Below are 17,238 nucleotides of genomic sequence, written 5' to 3' on the forward strand. Positions count from 1 at the left end.
GCCTCCCGCCCTTTCGCGTCGACTCCTTGCGGAGACGACCTGGCGGTTCGGCTACGGTAGGCGTCACCAGCCCCCGTCGGGAACCTTTCATCCCGATAGACCAAGCTCCTGCCGGGCACACGGGCGCGGCGTTCACGCCGCTTCAAGGCGTGTCTGCAAAGAAGCGGGGCAGGTTCAACGGGCAAAGAAAGGTGCTGCCAGGGGCGAAGGCATTCACCCATCGCGGGCTGTGCAGCGGGAGGAGATCGCCGCGGCAGGTTGGCGCGGGCGGAAGCGCCGTGAACGGCGCGCTCCGACAACTTGCGGGTGCACAGGTTCCGTGCATCCCGAAGCTGTTCCTGGCTCTCCTCCCCCGCGGATGAATAACTTTGGAAACCGTATCAGTTGTTGGTAGGGCGGGCCTGTCCCAGCCCGCCGCCCACGGGATGCAAAACATCATGCTCCGGCGGCGCGCCGGGACGGACGCGCCCTACCTGCATCACCGGCAACATCGGGATGCACCGGCACAGGTTGGAATTCCAGGTCGAGGCTTTACTTCCCGCAAGCTTTCGGCAGAATTGGCCGCGTTGATATGGACAAATTCTGGAGTATTCTCTGCGTGCCCATTGGCGTCATTCTTTGTTTCGGTCCCGCCCTCGCGGTCTGGTTCGTCCAGGAGGCAAAAGACCAAGCCGCCCAAAAGAAAAAAGGGAAGTAAGGCTTTCCCGCGGCTCTCGGAAAGCCCACCCGCAGACGAACCGACACCCGGACGCTCTCGTCTTTCTCGTCGAGACTTCCCCGGACTTTCCAGTCAGGGACGTTATTCCTGAAACTTCAAAGCACGGGTCTCTTTTTCAATCCCGAGCGGCACGGTCAACGGATGGTAGAGCTCCGGACGCCGCGCTTGAATCCATATTCGACCGGTGGCCTCATCCAGCAACGATCCATCCAAGTCCGCAGTCACGCGTTCGTCGCTCGCCTTCCATGTCTCCGACAGAACCCGTCCGTAGGGATCCAAGATCATCGCGTTTCCAGTCCGGATTTCGTCGTCGTCCACCCCTACTCCATTGCTAAAGATCAGAAACAGCCCGTTGTCGTGAGCCCGGCTGGGCAGCCAGCGCATCAGCCAACCCCGGCCCTTGTCGCTTCGAAACTCCCGTTCGATCGCCTCAGGATTCTCCCGCCGCTGATCCCAAAGCTGGCGGTCAATCATTCCCATCAAATGCGGATTGCGGCTGCGAACGGCCCCGGTCTGATGAGGTGCCAGAAGGACTTCCGCCCCCCGCAAGGCCGTCATGCGCACATTCTCGATTAAGTTGCAATCATAGCAAATCAGCACCCCGGCACGAAATCCCCCGGGCAGATCGAAGACCGTCAATTCCGATCCGCCCCGAATCAACGGATGCTCGAACGCGTGAATCTTGCGATGCCGGAACCATCGTCCATCAGGGAGCGCCACGACATAACTGTTGTGGTACTGGCCGGATTCTCCCCGTTCCACCCATCCCGCCCCCAAGGTCATCCGAAACTGGACGGCGAGCCTCCTCAATCGCTCGGTGCTCGGGCCCGGAATCGGTTCGGAGAGAGCGTCCAAAGCTTCCGGTTTCAGGTTTCGAATAAACCAATAACCGGACACACAACACTCCGGAAAAACCACCAATTCTACGCCCTCACCCGCGGCGTCCTTCACCAATTCTTCCATGACCCGGAAGTTCGACTCTTTATCTCCCGGCGCACTCTCCATTTGCACCGCCGAGGCCTTCAATTTTTTCTTCATAGGATGTTCCATGACCAAGTGACACGCTCACATTCCGCGGTCCTCCGGGCGAATCAATCGAAAGGGTTTCGGCTCCGGAGCATCGGGAAAACTTGCACCTCCGCAGCGCCTGCCCTTGCGAAAAACCTCCACCTCCAAAATAGCATTGTCGCCATCGGCCCGCACCAGGCAAAAGTCGGCCCGCGGACTCGGGCCAAAGCCCAGATCCAATCCCATCCACCGCGCCGGCAAGGTCGAGAATCGCTCCCAGGCTTCCTGCCATGAACCCCTCAACATCATGGCCGCACGCCGCACTCCCTCGACGGGTGTCAACGCGGATCCCGAAAAATTCGATTTGCCCGGTTCGCGCACAACGAGATCCAACCCCACTTCCAGTTCAAGGTTTCCCAATGGATACCGTCCCGGCGGCGCTCCCGCGGCCGACATGGCGTCCGTCACGTAGCCGATCCCATGCTCCCCCTGCAAGCGGTGAGCCAGCCTGAAGAGCGGAGGAGAAACGTGAACACTGTCGGGTATCATCATCACTCTGAATCCCTCCTGATCCAAGACCCGCCAAAGCACATTGTCGTGCCGGTCCAGTTCCTTGGGAATCGCATTGCCAAGGTGGGTGAACAGGCTGGCGCCAGCCGCGCGCGCCTCCGCGAGCTGTCGGGCCGAAGCGTCTGTGTGCCCGAGGCTCACGCGCATGCCCAGCCGAACCGCTTCCCGGATCGAGGCGATCGCCCCGGGACGCTCGGGGGCCAGCGTCAACAGCACCGGCAGGTCCCCGGCGGCATCGCGCAACTCACGGATCTTCTCGGGACTCGGATCCTCCATCTTGGCCGGATCGTGCGCGCCATGGAATCCGGGTTGGTCCGAAAGAAAGGGCCCTTCCACATGCCATCCAGCCCAAGCGGCGCGGAGCGCTTCGTGCGAGGCTCGCAGTGTGGCGAGCCGTCCAAGCTTGCTTAACAGCCGCGGCCACGCATCGGTCACCAGCGTCGGCAAGAAGACCCCACATCCATGCCTCGCCAGGGCCTCCGTGGCTTTCACCGCCGGCTCGGACTCGAGTGGAAGTCTTTGAAAATCGACTCCCGCGAAACCATTCACCTGCAAATCGCAGAGTACTGGCGCCAGCCACCATTCGTCGTCACCGGACGAAGGAGCGGGCTCGATGGCTCGAACATGATCCGCGTCCCTGGAAATCGAAACCGTTTCCCGGTTGTCCAGTCGGCGTGCTCGCAGGATGGGCCAGGATTCCCCCATGAACGGAGTGTTTCGGCGATCTCAAGCTGAGCCGGGCCGGGCCAATCCCAGCTTTAACTCACCTTGCGCAGTTTGGTGACGCGCCCCACCGAAACCCACTCCACAACGAAAATGTTCCCATCCCGGTCGAAGCACGCGTCGTGGGGGTGGATGAAACGCCCGGCCTCCCAGGTCTCCGGCTTGGTCCGCATGATGAAACCACCCTGGCCGCCTTTGTTGAGCACGCGATCCGTCCATGCCTGGTCGTAACCCAGGTGGTCGATCAATCGATTGTCTTTGTCGAAAAGCGAAACGCGCGCGTGCAAATCGGGACACATGAGCACATCGCCTCGCGTGTCCAAATGCGCCGGATAGCTCAGTCCTTCCACCGTCGAAACGTATTTTCCATCCAGCGTAAAATTCTCGAGCCGGGCGTTGGCCCGGTCGCACACACAAATCAGAGGATCGCGCCCGGACCGGTTGTCCACCCACAAACCGTGCGGGGTTTGAAATTTTCCATGCTGTTCACGCCCCCCCTTGCCACCAAAGGTGGAGAGAAACCGGCCGTCCTCACTGTAACGATGAATGTAGCCCGTGCCGTATCCGTCGGCGATGTAGAAGCTGCCGTCCGACGGGTGAAACGCGACGTTGGTGGGAATGAATTCTTTCCGGTTCTTGTAAACTCCCGCTTCCCACGGGGTGCTCAGCGCCCAGACGATCTCCCCCTTGGTCGTCGTCTTGGTGACGAGATTCGCCCAGGTGTGGGTGAGATAAAGATACTCGGTCCCCCCTTCCTTCCGAATGTCGATGCCATGGCCCACGGTGTGGATGTTGAAGGCGCTGTATTCACTGCCGAAGCTCCGCACAAACTTGCCCTGGGGATCGAAGACCACGATGCAGTCCTGATGGCGCAGCCCGGACGGGCCCGTGTTGTTCTTCACGTAAATGAAACCGGCTTCGTCCACCGCGACACCGTGAGTCTCTCCCCACTTCAAATGCGAGGGAAGTTCGCCCCAGCCGTGATGGCATTCATACGTGTGCTCCCCTTTGCCGATGATCGCGGGCTTGCTCCTGCTCTTGTCTTGCGCTCGCAGATAAGGGGCCGACATCGCGGCCAAAGCCGAAACCGCGCTGGTCTGAACGAAAGCTCGCCGGGTCTGAGTGGAAGGTTGCGTGGTCATGGGTGACTCTTAGGCTTCGACAAGCGCGCTGTCGAGTGGAGAAAATCAGCCTGCCTCACCCTCAAAGAGTGGACCCGGCCGGTTATTCCGGTTTGGAGAGACCCCAGCCCACGCTCGATTCGATTTCGAACCGCGACGGCATCCGGGCACCGGGTTCCAGAAATTGAGGACCGCACTTGCCTTGCCTTGCCCGCCCGCTTTTAATCCGGGCGTGTCACAGCAGCAAACTTTGCGCGAATCCGCTTCGCTCTCCGGCATCGGGTTGCACAGCGGCAACAAGGTGCAGATGACACTTCATCCCGCGCCCGGGGACACTGGCATTCGCTTTCGCCGGGTCGATTTGGAGGGCAAACCGGAAATTGAGGCGTCGGTGGACAATGTGGGCGAAACAAACCGCTCCACCACCCTCGCCAAAGGCAACGCTCGCATCCACACGGTCGAGCATGTCCTTTCGGCGTTCGCGGGACTGGGCATCGACAACGCCATCGTGGACTTGGACGCCAATGAACCCCCGATCGGGGATGGCAGTTCACGCTGGTTTGCGGAGGCCTTGCTGCGGGCCGGAGTCATCGCCCAACCCGAGAAGCGAAACCCACTGGTGGTCTCGACTCCGCTGGAAATGCAATGCGGCGATTCGCTCATGACTGTATTTCCCTCGGACCGTTTCCGCATTTCCTGCACCAGCTCGGACAAGGCCGGGCGTTTCACCCAGTTCCATACCCTCGACGTCACGCCTGAAACCTGGCGGAAGGAGATCGCGGATGCCCGGACGTTCTGCTTCTACGAGGAAATCGAGTTCTTGATCAAAAACGGGTTGATTAAAGGAGGCAGCCTCGAAAATGCCATCGTCATCCGCGATGATGCCGTGCTGACCACGGAACCCCTGCGCTTTCCCGAGGAATTCGTTCGCCACAAAATCCTCGATATCGTCGGGGATCTCGCCTTGATGGGGCGCCCCATGCTGGGACATGTCGTGGCGATGAGACCGGGCCATCGCGCCAACTGCGAATTGGCCAAGCTCCTCCTAGAACAGGCGCGAAAACCCAAAGCCGCCGCCCAAGCCTTCGCCCCCCCCGAGAAAGCCGTGCCGCCCACAGCCAAAGACACCCCGCCCGCCACGCCTCCTCCCGCGGGTTGCGTGATGGACGTGGACGCGATCATGAGAACGCTGCCGCATCGCTACCCTTTCCTGATGGTGGACCGCATTCTCGAGGTCGAAGGCAACCGGATCAAGGCCCTCAAGAACGTCAGCATAAACGAACCTTTCTTCGCGGGGCATTTCCCGGGCCACCCGATTATGCCCGGCGTGCTTCAACTCGAAGCGATCGCGCAAGTCGCGGGGATCCTCATGCTGCGCCAGGCCGAGAACACCGGCCGCCTGGCCTATTTCATGTCGGCCGAAAGCGTCAAATGGCGAAAACCCGTGCGGCCCGGAGACCATCTGGTCATCGAGGTCGAGTTGACGAAAACGCGCGGAAAAATCGGACGCGCAAAAGGGGTGTGCTCCGTGGCCGGCGAGGCCGTGAGCGAGGCCGAGGTGACCTTCATGCTGGTGGAGGGCTGACGCTCGCATGATTCACTCGACCGCGGTTATTCACCCCGGCGCCCGCCTCGGCGATGGTTGCGAGATCGGCCCATACTGCATCATCGGCGAGCATGTCGAACTCGGACCCCGCTGCCGCTTGCATTCCCACGTCGTCCTCGATGGCCATACGGTCCTTGGCGCGGATAACGAACTCTTCCCTTTCGCTTCCATCGGCCTCAAAACGCAGGACCTCAAATGGAAGGGTGGGACCACCTGGACCCGGGTTGGGGATCGGAACACCTTCCGCGAGCACGTCACGGTTCACAGTGCCACGGGGGACGGCGAATCGACCGTGGTAGGATGCGATAATCACATCCTGGCCTACTGCCATCTGGCTCACAACGTTGTCCTCGGAAGCCACGTGATTATGTCGAACGTGGCCACGCTGGCAGGCCATGTCTTGGTAGAGGATCATGCCGTGATCGGAGGACTCGCCGCAGTCCATCAATTCTGCCGCATTGGACGCCTGTCCATCGTGGGAGGTTGCTCCAAGGTGGTGCAGGATGTGGCGCCATTCATGATGGCCGATGGCAATCCAGCGGAAACACGCGGACTGAACAAAGTGGGATTGGAACGCCGCGGCGTGGATGCGGAGACCGCGTCAGCGCTCAAACAGTGCTACAAGCTGCTGTTCCGGGAAGGCCTGACCTTAGGCAACGCCATCGCCCGCATTCGCGCCGAAATCACGGTCCGCCCCGAAGTCGAATCGTTGCTGCAATTTGCCACCTCCTCCCAGCGGGGTCTGTGCCGCTCGCGGAGCTGAATCTCCGCGACGTTCGTCGCGCCCGGGACTTCCACATCGAATTCTCGCACTCGCGTTTCCGACTGCACGATCGAGCCTCCCAGCACTGCTCAAGATGCGAAGCGAGGCCGTGCGCGGAGCACCAGCCGCCGCGGCCGACCATGCACTTGGCGCCCTTGCCTCCCGATGCGCCAGCATTACATCCGCAGGAGAATCGCTGGAACGAACCCTTACCGCTTGGCCTTCGCTTGTTCGTTTCATCTTGAAGGCATAGTGGAATGAGCACTATTTCACGCGGATTCGATTGTTCTTCGGGTTGTGCTCCAACTCACACAAGCCGAGCGCTTCCATCAGTGGCGGGACATACACGTCGAAGCGGCCACGCAACCCTTTCTTGAGTCCATACCAGCCTCCGACCGGGTTCTTCGGGGAGCGGCCCCAGGCCTCGACGGTCCCTTCCTTGGCGGGTTTCTGTTCGTCCGCCCCGCCCAAGTCCATCCAATCGCCGTGGGCCTTGAGCATGGAATGGAGGTCTTGCAGACATCGGGCATCATAATGAAGAACGGTCTTACCCACGGTACAGACGAGAATCGGCATTCCATCCTTGGTGTCCGTGTGCATGGTAAATTACGCTGTGCCGGGAGGCATCTTGAGTGGCAATGGATTGTCTTTGGTTCTGTTGAATGGGGCTATAAGCTGTTTCCGTTTCGTGTTGTGTTCAACAAGAGCGTGAGCAGTGGCCTAATTAATGACCAGCGACGCCCCCGGTGGTGGAGTTGGGGCGCACGTTGCGCTCACACTTGAGCGGCTTAAGAAGCCGCGAAAGGAATTGAGCCGAAGGGCCGAGCGAGCGGGCGCGAGCGAGTCCAACTCCCGCGACAATCGAACGCACGGCCGAGAGGCGGTTCGCCCTTTCGTGAAGCGCAACATCTCGTGTTTTGTTCTCGTTTCCAGCGTCCTGGTTAGGCGTTCGTCGAATGGGATCGAGCTGCATCATGCCCGTTCGGTTCTCGGGCAGCGTGAACGCTGCATGCTCAATGTGCAAGACGCGGCGATGCTCCGCGCGGGTGGAGCGACTGGACGCATGGAGCAGCCATGCACGCATGAGCAGAGCGTCGCCAGCGGACACCTTACCAAGAAACTCCGGGCACTCGGCGCGTAGCTGCTGAATGCGCTCGGCTGAAAGACGACCCAGCCGATGCGAGCCGGGCAGGACACGCAAAGCACCGTTGGACTCGTTGGCGTCGTCGAAGTGAAGTCGCACGGCAAGCATTTGCTGGAGAAGATCGACCGGCGGCTGGACTTGCGGAATGCCATCCTTCGTGCTGCACGGGCCGAAGCCGGGCACGTTGGCGCAGGCGCGAAGCGCCAGCGATAAGTCTTGGTGCCAAGGAACCATCCAATTTGTCTCGGGCGACTTGTCGAAGTAAATCGCGCGAACTGGAAGCGGCTCCGGCGCGCTCACTGGAGCCGCCTGGTTCGGTGTTCTCCGCTCCAACAGGACGTCCCAACCCAGCCCAGGGTAAGCCCCGAGTCGTCTTGGTGGCTGAGCCACTCTGCCGACCCCATCGGGATGCCAAGATCTGGCCCAGCGTCGAACTGGAACGTATCGCAGGACTGAACTGTCCGTGATACGATGCCCTCGACGTTCTCTCTGCGTCCTTCGCGGCCTCTGCGCGAGGAAAAGCAAAAGGCCTCACACCCGACCCGCAACGCGGCGCGCTCCGGAATCCACCCAAGACGACCAAGGGAGCAAATCAGAGATTTCTGTCCCTAGCGAACTCGCACGCGAGTTTACCCGGATGATCCCTGGCCGAGAGGACGGCTTAATGATAGTGAAACGTGAATCGAACGTCTCGGTAGTCGCGTCCAATTTCCCGGCGCATTTCAGGCGGCCACTTGGCGTAAGGGGAGGGATCTTCGACCGCCTTCTGGCAGATCAAAGCCCAGAAATCGCCGACGTCGTTGTCCCTGACGCGCATATCGGTAATGCGTCCGTCGTGATGCAACCGGAACTCAAGCATTACCCGGCCGGAACGTTCCAAGGCATACTGGCGGTCTACCAGGAGGTCATACCATCGCTGCTGCACGGCTGCGACCACCGCCGCGTCGTAACCTCCAAAGGATCGTCCGCTGACATCGAGCAACGAGACTTCAGAAGCCCGATCCACCCCGCCCTCTTGTTGAATCGCATTACCCTCGATCAAACCGCGGCGCTGTCGCGCCTCCGCCAGATTGCGCGGGCGCTCCTTGTTCTGGGGCGGGCGGGATGGAGCGCTTGACTCGCCCATCCCGCGATCCGCGTTCACCTGCGGAGCGGCCTTGGCAAATTCCAAGTTTCCCGCGTCCAGGGCGGGACGGGGCAACGGACGAACCTCGGGCACCGGCTTCAAAGTCTCCACCGGGGCGGCGGCCACGGGAGCAGGCACCAACGGTTGGGCATCGAGTTTCAAGGTCTCGAAGGTTTTCATCACCTTGTCCTGCGTGCCCTCGATGCGCGGCGATTCCGAAACCGGCCGCGGGTTGGGATTCGCGGCTTTCGTGGAATGACTCGAGTAATACAAGGCGCTTTTCGGAGGCGTTTCCTCGGCCTGTGCGGGATCGACCTCGACAAACAACAGCGGGGTCTCCCGGTACTCCTCCCGAGCAGTCTCAGCGGAGGGTCGTACTTCCATCGGCAAGTTCATCGCGTTTTCGATGAGAGATCGAGCCGGACTGAAAGACGTCAAACCGGCGTGGTAGGCCCACTCCATCACTCCGAAGAGGACCAAATGGATCAAAACCGAAATCAACAGGGCACGCGTCAACGTCCGGCGCTCTCGTTCGCGCCACGCATCCTCTGTTCTGTTCAAAACGCCAACCACACCCCCATGTTCCTAAGGAAAGGGGCGCCTGGCAACGGCAACCTTGCCCGCGTTGACACAGCCCGTGTATCCCGATGTTGTTGGTAGGGCGGGCCTGTCCCAGCCCGCCGCCCACGGGATGCAAAACATCTTGCTCCGGCGGCGCGCCGGGACGGACGCGCCCTACCTGCATCAACGGCAACATCGGGATGCACCGTGACACAGCCCTGTCCGCGTCCAAGCCGGACTTCACCCCTCCCAGGCCTCCCCCGCCTCCCGACCACTCGCCGAGGCGCCTCCGTGGATCAGAGTTTCCATAGAACCGCTTGATCAAGAAGGGAAAATCGAGTCCACTCAACGGTCAAAATGCTCCCGATTCTCCCATGCCTCCAGCGATTCACCCTTGGGGCGCTGGGGTGCCTGCTTCTTTCGTTGGGGCACGGTGCGGACTGGGAAAAGACATGGTTGACGGAAGTCGACCCTATTCTCGACCGGCATTGCGTGAAGTGCCATGGGGGCGTCCGACAACGAGGCGGACTCGATGTTCGCTCCCTCGAAACCCTGCTCCGCGGAGGGGATCAAGGTCCGGCGCTTGTTCCAGGCCAATCTGCCCAAAGCCGCCTTTATCTTTTCACCCATTCCGACGCGGACACAGTCATGCCGCCGGACGGGCGCCCCCGGCTTTCACCAAGCGACCGGGAAAAGATTCGGTCTTGGATCGACCATCTCCCAGTTCCCGCCCAGACCCCCGGACTCGTCGCCGAACAGGCTTCCACGTATGTCAACTGGCTCAAAACCCAATCCAAACCCGGCTGGCGTCCCAATCCGTCGCTGCCGATCGAGGAGGTCATCGATGGTTTTGTCAGGCGCGGCTGGAAGGCGCGGGACGTCGTGCCGGCCCGGGTCGCGCCCGATGCCGCGTTTGTCCGCCGCGCCTACCTCGACTTGGCGGGTCGCATCCCAACCCTGGACGAGCTGCGGCGCCATCTGGAAAACCGCTCCTCCAACAAGAGGGAGTTGCTCATCGACTCGCTGATCGGAAGCGAGGATTACGCCCGCCGGTTGCGTGACGTCTTCGATGTCACCCTGATGTCGCGCGCAACCGCGGCCTCGACCAAGAGCCGGACCGATTCTCAATGGCACGAATTCCTTCAAAACTCGTTCCGCTCGAACCGGCCGTGGAACGAGATCGTGCGGGCCATGGTCCTCGCCCGTCCCACCCAAGCTCCGGACCGTGGCGCGCATTGGTTTCTCTATGAACGCCGGGATAATCACCAAGCCGCGGTCGAAGCCCTTGCTCCCGTCGCCTACGGGATGCGCATCGATTGTGCCCAATGCCATAACCATCCGCTTTCGTGGGAAATCGAGCAACGGCACTACTGGGGCATGGTCGCCGCCTTGAAACGGAGCAAGAATGTGGACAGCGCCGCGGGACCCGGCGTGGCGGAGTCCGCCATCGGCGGTTTCGTAAACTTCTCGAACCTGAAGAAGGAATCGCAACCGGCCCTCCTCGTTTTTCCCAATGGCCGCGAAGTCGCGGAGGTCCGTCCAGAGGCCCAGGAGAAGGAAGTCGACCGCAACGAATTGTATCTCGTCCCGCCACCCCCGGAAAAACAACCTCCCGAGCGCCCCTCGGTTCCGATCATCTCGAGGCGAGAAGCGCTGGCCGGCTCGATCTGTGACAACAATCCACTCCTCGCGCGCGCTTTCGTCAACCGGATCTGGGCTCTGCTCATGGGACGGGGCTTTGTTCATCCCGTGGACCTCATGGATTCCAAGCATCCTCCCAGTCATCCGGAACTCCTCGACTGGCTGAGCCGGGATTTCGAAAGAAGTGGGTACGACGTCAAGCGTCTGGTTCGCGGCATCACCCTGTCGCTCCCCTACCGGCTTGATTCGAAACGGTCCGGTTCCAGGCCCCCGTCGGCGGCCGAAGCCTTCGCGACCGGACTGGAAAAGCCTCTGACCGCCGAACAACTTTTCTCCTCGTTGCGCGTGCTGGCCGGCACGTGGAACCAGGCGCTTTCAGATGAAGAGACCCGGCTCCTCCCGGTCCTCACGGAACGGTTCCCTGAAGTGATGCCGGTCGATTACCAGTTCACCTTGCAGCAAGCCATGTTTCTCTCGAACAACCCCGACTTCCATCGCCTCCTCACCCGGTCTGGACCCGGGGAGCGTGAGACGGTTCCGGAACTTTTTCGGCGCATGGTCGGCCGCGAACCCTCGCGCGAAGAACTTCAGGCCGTCCTGCGCTGGGGCGGCCCGGACCCGAGCCGGCGCATGGCTCGAGCTCAATGGGCCCTCGCCACCAGCCCGGAATTCTTGTTGAATCACTAAATGCCCCGACGACGACAAGTTGCGGAAACCAAGCCGGGCCACTGCCCGGTGGCAGAGCATCGTTTTCATCGACGACTGTTCCTGGAGGGGCTCGCGGGAGCGGGGATGCTCTCGCCCTTGAGCTGGAGCGGACTTTTCAACCAGCCGCTTTTTGCCGAATCGGCCCGCAAACAGCAGAAGCACTGCATTCTGCTCTGGCTCTGCGGCGCTCCCAGCCAGTTCGAAACTTGGGATCCCAAGCCCGCCAGCATTTACAGCGGGCCGTTTCGAAGCATCCCCACCCCAATCCCCGGAGTGCATTTCAGCGAACTCATGCCGCGCACCGCCTCCATCGCCGGCAAGTTGTCTGTCGTGCGGTCGATGAAGACGCGCCCGAACGAGCATTTTCAGGCCATCGACCTGTTGAATCGCGGGGCGGATCCACGCGCTCCATTCATCCGCCCCACCTTGGGTGCCGTGCTGGGGCAGCAGCTCGGCCAACTCGACAGTCCGATACCCAATTTCATTCTGCTCGACCCCTGCCCCGAAGGGAACGAGTTCAAAGCGTTCAAAGCGGGAAATTGGGCGGGCTGGCTGGGAGCCGAATACGGACCCGTCCGCGCCGGAGGCGAATTCAAAATTCCTGATGTCAACCGGCTGGCCGACATGACGACCGAAGATCAGGAAGAGCGCGAGGCTTTGCGGCGCTTCCTTTCCAAGAAGTTTGAGAATGAGCGCCGAAGCGCGTCAGCCCGGGCACAGGACGCCGCATTTGCCAGAGTGAAGGGCTTGATGAGCTGCGCCCATTTGTTCGATTTGGAAAAGATCCCCGCCAAAGACCGGGCGCGTTACGGACCTGGAATGTTCGCGCAACAGACTCTGCTCGCCCGCCACTTGGTTGAAAACGGGGCTCCTTTCGTCATGGTCGCCAACGGCATGACCTGGGATTGTCACGTGTTTCACCACGAAATCTACCAAATGCTCGTGCCGGAACTCGACAACGTCATCTTCCAGTTAATCACGGATCTCGAGGAACGCGGACTGCTCGACAAAACCTTGGTGGTCATGATGGGAGAATTCGGGCGAACCCCATGGATCAACTCGAGCCGGGGACGGGATCATTATCCGGATGCCTGGAGCCTGGCCATGGCCGGATTGGGCGTGAAGAAGGGTGCCGTCGTCGGTGCCACCGACCCGGACGGAGTCGAAGTGGTCGAGCATCCCTTCGATGAGAAGAACTTGTTCGCCACCATTTTCACAGCGCTGGGCATCGACCCTTATGCGCTCTATGACCTCCCCGGTTTGCCCACGTTTCATCGTGTCGAGGACAAGGCCGAACCCATCAGGCAAATCCTAATCTGAACCTGCCGTCATGGCTGAATCCGCGACCCCCACAACCTTCAAGTCCGAGCTCGTTCAGGAAATCAAGCTCCCCTCGGCGGTGCTCGATGCGGACCTGGATGAAACGAGGCTCTACGCGGCTTGCCTGGATCGCGGCTGCTACGAAATCGATCTCGAATCCTCGAAATTCGAAAAGATCGGCGCGCATGAGAGCTACGCCAGCGGCGCGAAACTGAAACCGGGGGTCCTGATCACCAGCGGCTACGATGGAACCATCCTCTGGCACGATCTCAGGAACCGGCGCGTCTCGCACCGCGTCCAGGCTCATCGTTTCTGGTCCTGGCAGCTCGCGCTTTCGCCCGATGGCCGGAGGGTCGCGAGCGTCACGGGCCAGTATCTGGCGGGAGGAGAAAAATACGAGCCCGCCCCGGAAACGGAACCCAGCGTCCGCCTTTACGACGCCTCAAACGGAAAAGAACTCGGAGCCTTCTCCCACCATCCGCCGGTGCTGTCCGTGGCCTTCTCCCCGGATAGCCATCATGTCGCAGCCGCCAACATGATGGGTGAGATTCGAGTTTGGGAGACGGCCTCAGGCCGTGAGCAGGCGCGATGGACCACTCCGGACTTCACTTCCTGGGGGATGATCAAGAGCCATCACTATGTCGGTGGAATCTTCGGGTTGGCCTTCGCCCCCAATGGAAGTGAAGTGCTCGCCTGCGGCATGGGCCCCATGCGGGATCCCATGGCTGGAAACGGCAAACAAACCTGGCAGAAATTCGCCTGGCGGGAGAATCCCCCACGGAAAACCGGCGAGATCGCGGATCAAGATCGGGGGAACGGGCTCATGGAATGCCTGGCCTTCCATCCCAGTGGCCGATGGTTCGCCATGGCCGGAAGGCTGGCGCAGGGCAAATGGAATGTCGCCCTGTTCGATGCCATGACCGGCGCCCTTGCGCACAGCCTCGACGCCAAGATGCGAGTCACCCGCGCCTTGTTCAATCGCTCGGGCGACCGCCTCATGCTCTGCGGGGCCGTGGGACAAGAAAAAAAGAAGAACGAAAAGCTGCCGTTTGGACGGATCAAAATCTATCGGCTGGACCAAGCCTCTTGATCCAGGTCGATCGAGATTTTCTGGGCGGCATCGAGTCCATCCGCCATCCTCACCCTTGCTTTGAAAGGGCGCGCCGATCACGGCGCTTCCACACGCGTAAGCCCGCACGCCGCGATCTCCAACTGCCCGGCGGCCCGGCGGGTGAAGAACGAGGCCCATGGATGCACTCCACGCGCCCGGTTCCCTTCGTCGCCCCGCAGGCTGGGCCGCCTGCGCCACAGCAGACAGGGCTGTCGGCGTCACCACGACAACCCGGTCACCGACAACCTCTGGAGGCACCGGTTCGAGGACTCCTCACTTTTTGAGGATTGCCAGCGCGGTTCGCTCTGAGAAGAATGGGCTCATCATGACCGCCCCATTTCTCTCCATCGTCCGTACCTTTGCCGTTCCGGATCAGAACCCCCAAGGGCCCGCTAAAACTTCACCGAGAATCGAACAACCCCGGTTCAAGGGAAGGAGCCCCTTCCTTTGTGCCTGGCCAGAACATCGTCTCGCCATGGTCGCGCTGAGTTTCCTGGCAGCCTCGGGGTGGTTCCTTGCCACCCATGCCAGGGCTGACGCGCATTGGCCGCAGTGGCGCGGACCTCACGCCAACGGCAGCCTCACCCAGGGCCATTATCCCGCAAAATGGTCTGCCGACCAGGTGCGCTGGAAATTCGAACTCCCAGGGAAAGGGGGATCCAGTCCCATCGTGTGGAACCAGTCCATCTTCCTCGCCACTCCAGCCGAAGGCGAAGACGCCATCCTGGCATTGGATTTGGAGGGCAAGCAGCGATGGATCAAGAAACTCGGCAAGGAAAGCCCGCCGAAACACCGCACCCTGGGCTCGAGCTGCAACTCCACGCCCGCCACCGACGGTCGCTCGATCTTCGCGTATTTCCGCAGCGGACGCTTCGTATCGCTCGGTTTGGATGGTTCGGTGAAGTGGTCGCAAGACTTGTCTGCTCGATTCGGACCCGAACAGTTGTTCTGGGATCAAGGAAGCTCGCCGGTGCTGACCGAGCGCGAGGTCATTCTCGCGCGAATGCACCAGGGAGACTCCTGGGTGGCAGGCTTCGACAAAGTTTCCGGCGAGATGAAGTGGCAGGTGAAACGGAACTACAAGGTTCCGGCCGAGAACGACAATGGCTACACCACTCCGGTGTTTTTCGAACACCGCGGACGCAAGGCCTTCGCCGTCTGGGGAGCCGATCATTTGACCGCCCACAGCGCTGACGACGGCAAACTCCTTTGGTCGTGCGGCCAGTTCAACCCGGAGGGCACGGGCTACTGGCCTGCCATCGCCTCCCCTATTTTGACAGGCCAACTCGCCATCGTGCCGGTCGGGCGGGATGATCGACCCGGACAAGCTCGCGTCCACGCCATTCGTTTGGACGGCGCCGGGGACGTCAGCGGGAGCCATCGCGTGTGGAAACGCGACGACGTGGGTGTATTTGTGGCCACGCCGGTGGAGTTCGGCGGACGCGTGCTGCTGTTGCGTCATCGCGGCGAAGTTGTTTGCCTCGACCCGGCCACTGGCAAGACCCGCTGGACCGGCGAGTTTCCCAGAGGCACCGCGAGTTATTATGCCTCGCCCGTGGTCGCCAATGGCATCCTCTATGCCGCGCGCGAGGATGGCGTCGTTTTTTCGGCTCGAGTCGGCGACAGCTTCGAGTTCCTCGGCGAACAACCGATGGGGGAAAGGGTGCTCGCCACCCCCACCCCGGCTTTGGACCGCCTTTTCATTCGGGGAGACAAGCACCTCTTCTGCATCGCGAAATAGAGTTCCCATCCCCCCGCCCTGCCCTATGCATCGCCTACATCCTCCCGCGCGCCTTCCCGTCATCACACGCAGGGATTTCCTGGGAAGATCCCTCTGTCTGGCCGCGGGCGCCGCAGCGGCCCCGCGCATGGGGACCTTCGCCCAGGATTCTCGGCCGCTCAAAATCGCCGCCATTGTGACGGAATACCGTCCCTGGTCGCACGCCGACGTCATCATCGGGAAATTCATTCAAGGCCTCAAATTGGACCTGTCGCCGCGTTGGACGCCGATTCCCGTACGCGCCATGTATGTGGACCAATTCCCGGCCACGGACATGAGCCGGGCTCTGGCGCGCCAGTACGGATTCCCCATCGTCAAGACGATCGAGGAGGCCATTCTGGATGAGAAAGGAAAATTGGCCGTGGACGGCGTGCTTCTGATCGGCGAGCACGGAGATTATCCTTCCAACGAACGCGAACAACATCTCTATCCTCGCCGCCGTTTCTTCGAGGAAACCGTGGCCGCGTTTCAAAGGGCCGGACAAGTGGTGCCGGTGTTCAACGACAAACACCTGGCAGCGCGATGGGAGGACGGCAAGTGGATGTACGAGAAGGCGCGCGAGATGAAGATTCCGTTCATGGCGGGATCTTCTCTCCCGCTGACGTGGCGGAGACCCTGGCTGGAAATCCCCGTCGGCACTCCGATGGAATCGGCCTTGTCGGTCGGATACGGCGGCCTGGAATCGTATGGGTTCCATGCCCTGGAAACACTCCAGTGTATGATCGAACGGCGGCAGGGCGGCGAATCCGGCGTGGTCGCGGTCCAGTGCCTTGAAAACAAGGCGGTCTGGGAAGCCATGCGCGCCGGACGATTCTCCCGGGATCTGCTCATGGCGGCGTTGAGCCGCAACCAGCCCCGAGTGGAAGGGGACATCGAAAAGCTTTGCCCGAAGCCTGCCGCCTACTTCATCGAGCACGCCGATGGCTTCAAGTCCGTATGCCTCATGCTCAACGGGGTGGCCCGGCAATTCCTGTTCGCCGCGAAGTTGCAGGGCGACGCAGGTTTCGTTTCGACCCAGTTCTGGCTTCAAGAACCCACCTTCGGACATTTCGATTACTTGTCGAACGCCATCATGACCATGGTCCGGACCGGGAAATCGCCGTATCCAGTCGAGCGTACGGTGCTGACCACCGGCATGCTTTCGACCGCGATGGACTCACGCTTCGAGCGTCATCGGCGGATTGAAACTCCGGATCTCAAGATCCCCTACGAACCGGTGGACCACGCCCTGGGAGCGTACCGCCACACCGAGGCTTCGAACCCACGCGATGGCGGCTGGGTTCAACTGTTCAACGGCAAGGACCTCGACGGGTGGCGTGAGAATCGCTTCAAACACGA

12 protein-coding genes and 2 pseudogenes are annotated in these 17,238 nt (G+C 61.2%); 7 read left to right on the plus strand and 7 right to left on the minus strand.

All coding sequences use genetic code 11. The features are described from left to right. Window positions 1–799 precede the first annotated feature (799 nt). From FJ404_03105 to FJ404_03115, 3 genes are read right to left on the minus strand one after another with little or no spacing between them, the layout of a single operon-like run. The gene (locus FJ404_03105; protein ID MBM3821874.1) at window positions 800–1,756 is read right to left on the minus strand and encodes an acyltransferase; all 957 of its coding nucleotides are present in this window, start codon (window positions 1,754–1,756) and stop codon (window positions 800–802) included. A 27-nt stretch (window positions 1,757–1,783) separates the two neighbouring features. After that, the gene (locus FJ404_03110) at window positions 1,784–3,001 is read right to left on the minus strand and encodes an N-acetylglucosamine-6-phosphate deacetylase (GenBank protein MBM3821875.1); all 1,218 of its coding nucleotides are present in this window, start codon (window positions 2,999–3,001) and stop codon (window positions 1,784–1,786) included. A gap of 53 nt (window positions 3,002–3,054) precedes the next feature. Beyond that, the gene (locus FJ404_03115; protein ID MBM3821876.1) at window positions 3,055–4,161 is read right to left on the minus strand and encodes a peptidase; all 1,107 of its coding nucleotides are present in this window, start codon (window positions 4,159–4,161) and stop codon (window positions 3,055–3,057) included. A gap of 211 nt (window positions 4,162–4,372) precedes the next feature. Here FJ404_03115 and FJ404_03120 point away from each other — a divergent pair, with 211 nt between their 5' ends. Both FJ404_03120 and lpxA read left to right on the plus strand, forming a co-directional pair. Further along, on the plus strand, window positions 4,373–5,725 hold the full coding sequence (locus tag FJ404_03120; GenBank protein MBM3821877.1) for a bifunctional UDP-3-O-[3-hydroxymyristoyl] N-acetylglucosamine deacetylase/3-hydroxyacyl-ACP dehydratase: 1,353 nt from the start codon (window positions 4,373–4,375) through the stop codon (window positions 5,723–5,725). 7 nt (window positions 5,726–5,732) lie between these two features. After that, entirely contained in the window at window positions 5,733–6,509 is a 777-nt protein-coding gene (gene lpxA, locus FJ404_03125; GenBank protein MBM3821878.1) for an acyl-ACP--UDP-N-acetylglucosamine O-acyltransferase, read from the plus strand. 264 nt (window positions 6,510–6,773) lie between these two features. On the opposite strand, the pseudogene FJ404_03130 reads toward lpxA, so the two are convergent. From FJ404_03130 to FJ404_03145, 4 genes and pseudogenes are all read right to left on the minus strand, one after another. Next, a pseudogene (locus tag FJ404_03130) lies at window positions 6,774–7,136 on the minus strand (hypothetical protein). Window positions 7,137–7,233: 97 nt separating this feature from the next. After that, on the minus strand, window positions 7,234–7,887 hold the full coding sequence (locus FJ404_03135) for a phytanoyl-CoA dioxygenase family protein (GenBank protein ID MBM3821879.1): 654 nt from the start codon (window positions 7,885–7,887) through the stop codon (window positions 7,234–7,236). A 427-nt stretch (window positions 7,888–8,314) separates the two neighbouring features. Next, window positions 8,315–9,175 (minus strand): hypothetical protein, encoded by an 861-nt coding sequence (locus FJ404_03140; protein ID MBM3821880.1) that lies wholly within the window; start codon window positions 9,173–9,175, stop codon window positions 8,315–8,317. Further along, window positions 9,141–9,536, minus strand: coding sequence for a hypothetical protein (locus FJ404_03145; protein MBM3821881.1), 396 nt, complete (start codon window positions 9,534–9,536; stop codon window positions 9,141–9,143). The genes FJ404_03140 and FJ404_03145 overlap by 35 nt, the downstream gene beginning before the upstream one ends. A gap of 161 nt (window positions 9,537–9,697) precedes the next feature. On the opposite strand from FJ404_03145, the gene FJ404_03150 reads away from it, so the two are divergent. From FJ404_03150 to FJ404_03170, 5 genes and pseudogenes are all read left to right on the plus strand, one after another. Further along, window positions 9,698–11,668 (plus strand): DUF1553 domain-containing protein, encoded by a 1,971-nt coding sequence (locus FJ404_03150; GenBank protein MBM3821882.1) that lies wholly within the window; start codon window positions 9,698–9,700, stop codon window positions 11,666–11,668. Further along, complete coding sequence (locus tag FJ404_03155; protein MBM3821883.1) at window positions 11,669–13,009, plus strand: DUF1501 domain-containing protein; 1,341 nt, start codon at window positions 11,669–11,671, stop codon at window positions 13,007–13,009. A gap of 10 nt (window positions 13,010–13,019) precedes the next feature. Beyond that, entirely contained in the window at window positions 13,020–14,099 is a 1,080-nt protein-coding gene (locus FJ404_03160; protein MBM3821884.1) for a hypothetical protein, read from the plus strand. A gap of 157 nt (window positions 14,100–14,256) precedes the next feature. Further along, the gene (locus FJ404_03165; GenBank protein ID MBM3821885.1) at window positions 14,257–15,861 is read left to right on the plus strand and encodes a Pyrrolo-quinoline quinone; all 1,605 of its coding nucleotides are present in this window, start codon (window positions 14,257–14,259) and stop codon (window positions 15,859–15,861) included. Window positions 15,862–15,988: 127 nt separating this feature from the next. Beyond that, a pseudogene (locus FJ404_03170) lies at window positions 15,989–17,122 on the plus strand (hypothetical protein). Window positions 17,123–17,238: the final 116 nt, after the last annotated feature.

It is taken from the genome of Verrucomicrobiota bacterium, from assembly GCA_016871495.1.
Lineage (GTDB): Bacteria > Verrucomicrobiota > Verrucomicrobiia > Limisphaerales > VHDF01 > VHDF01.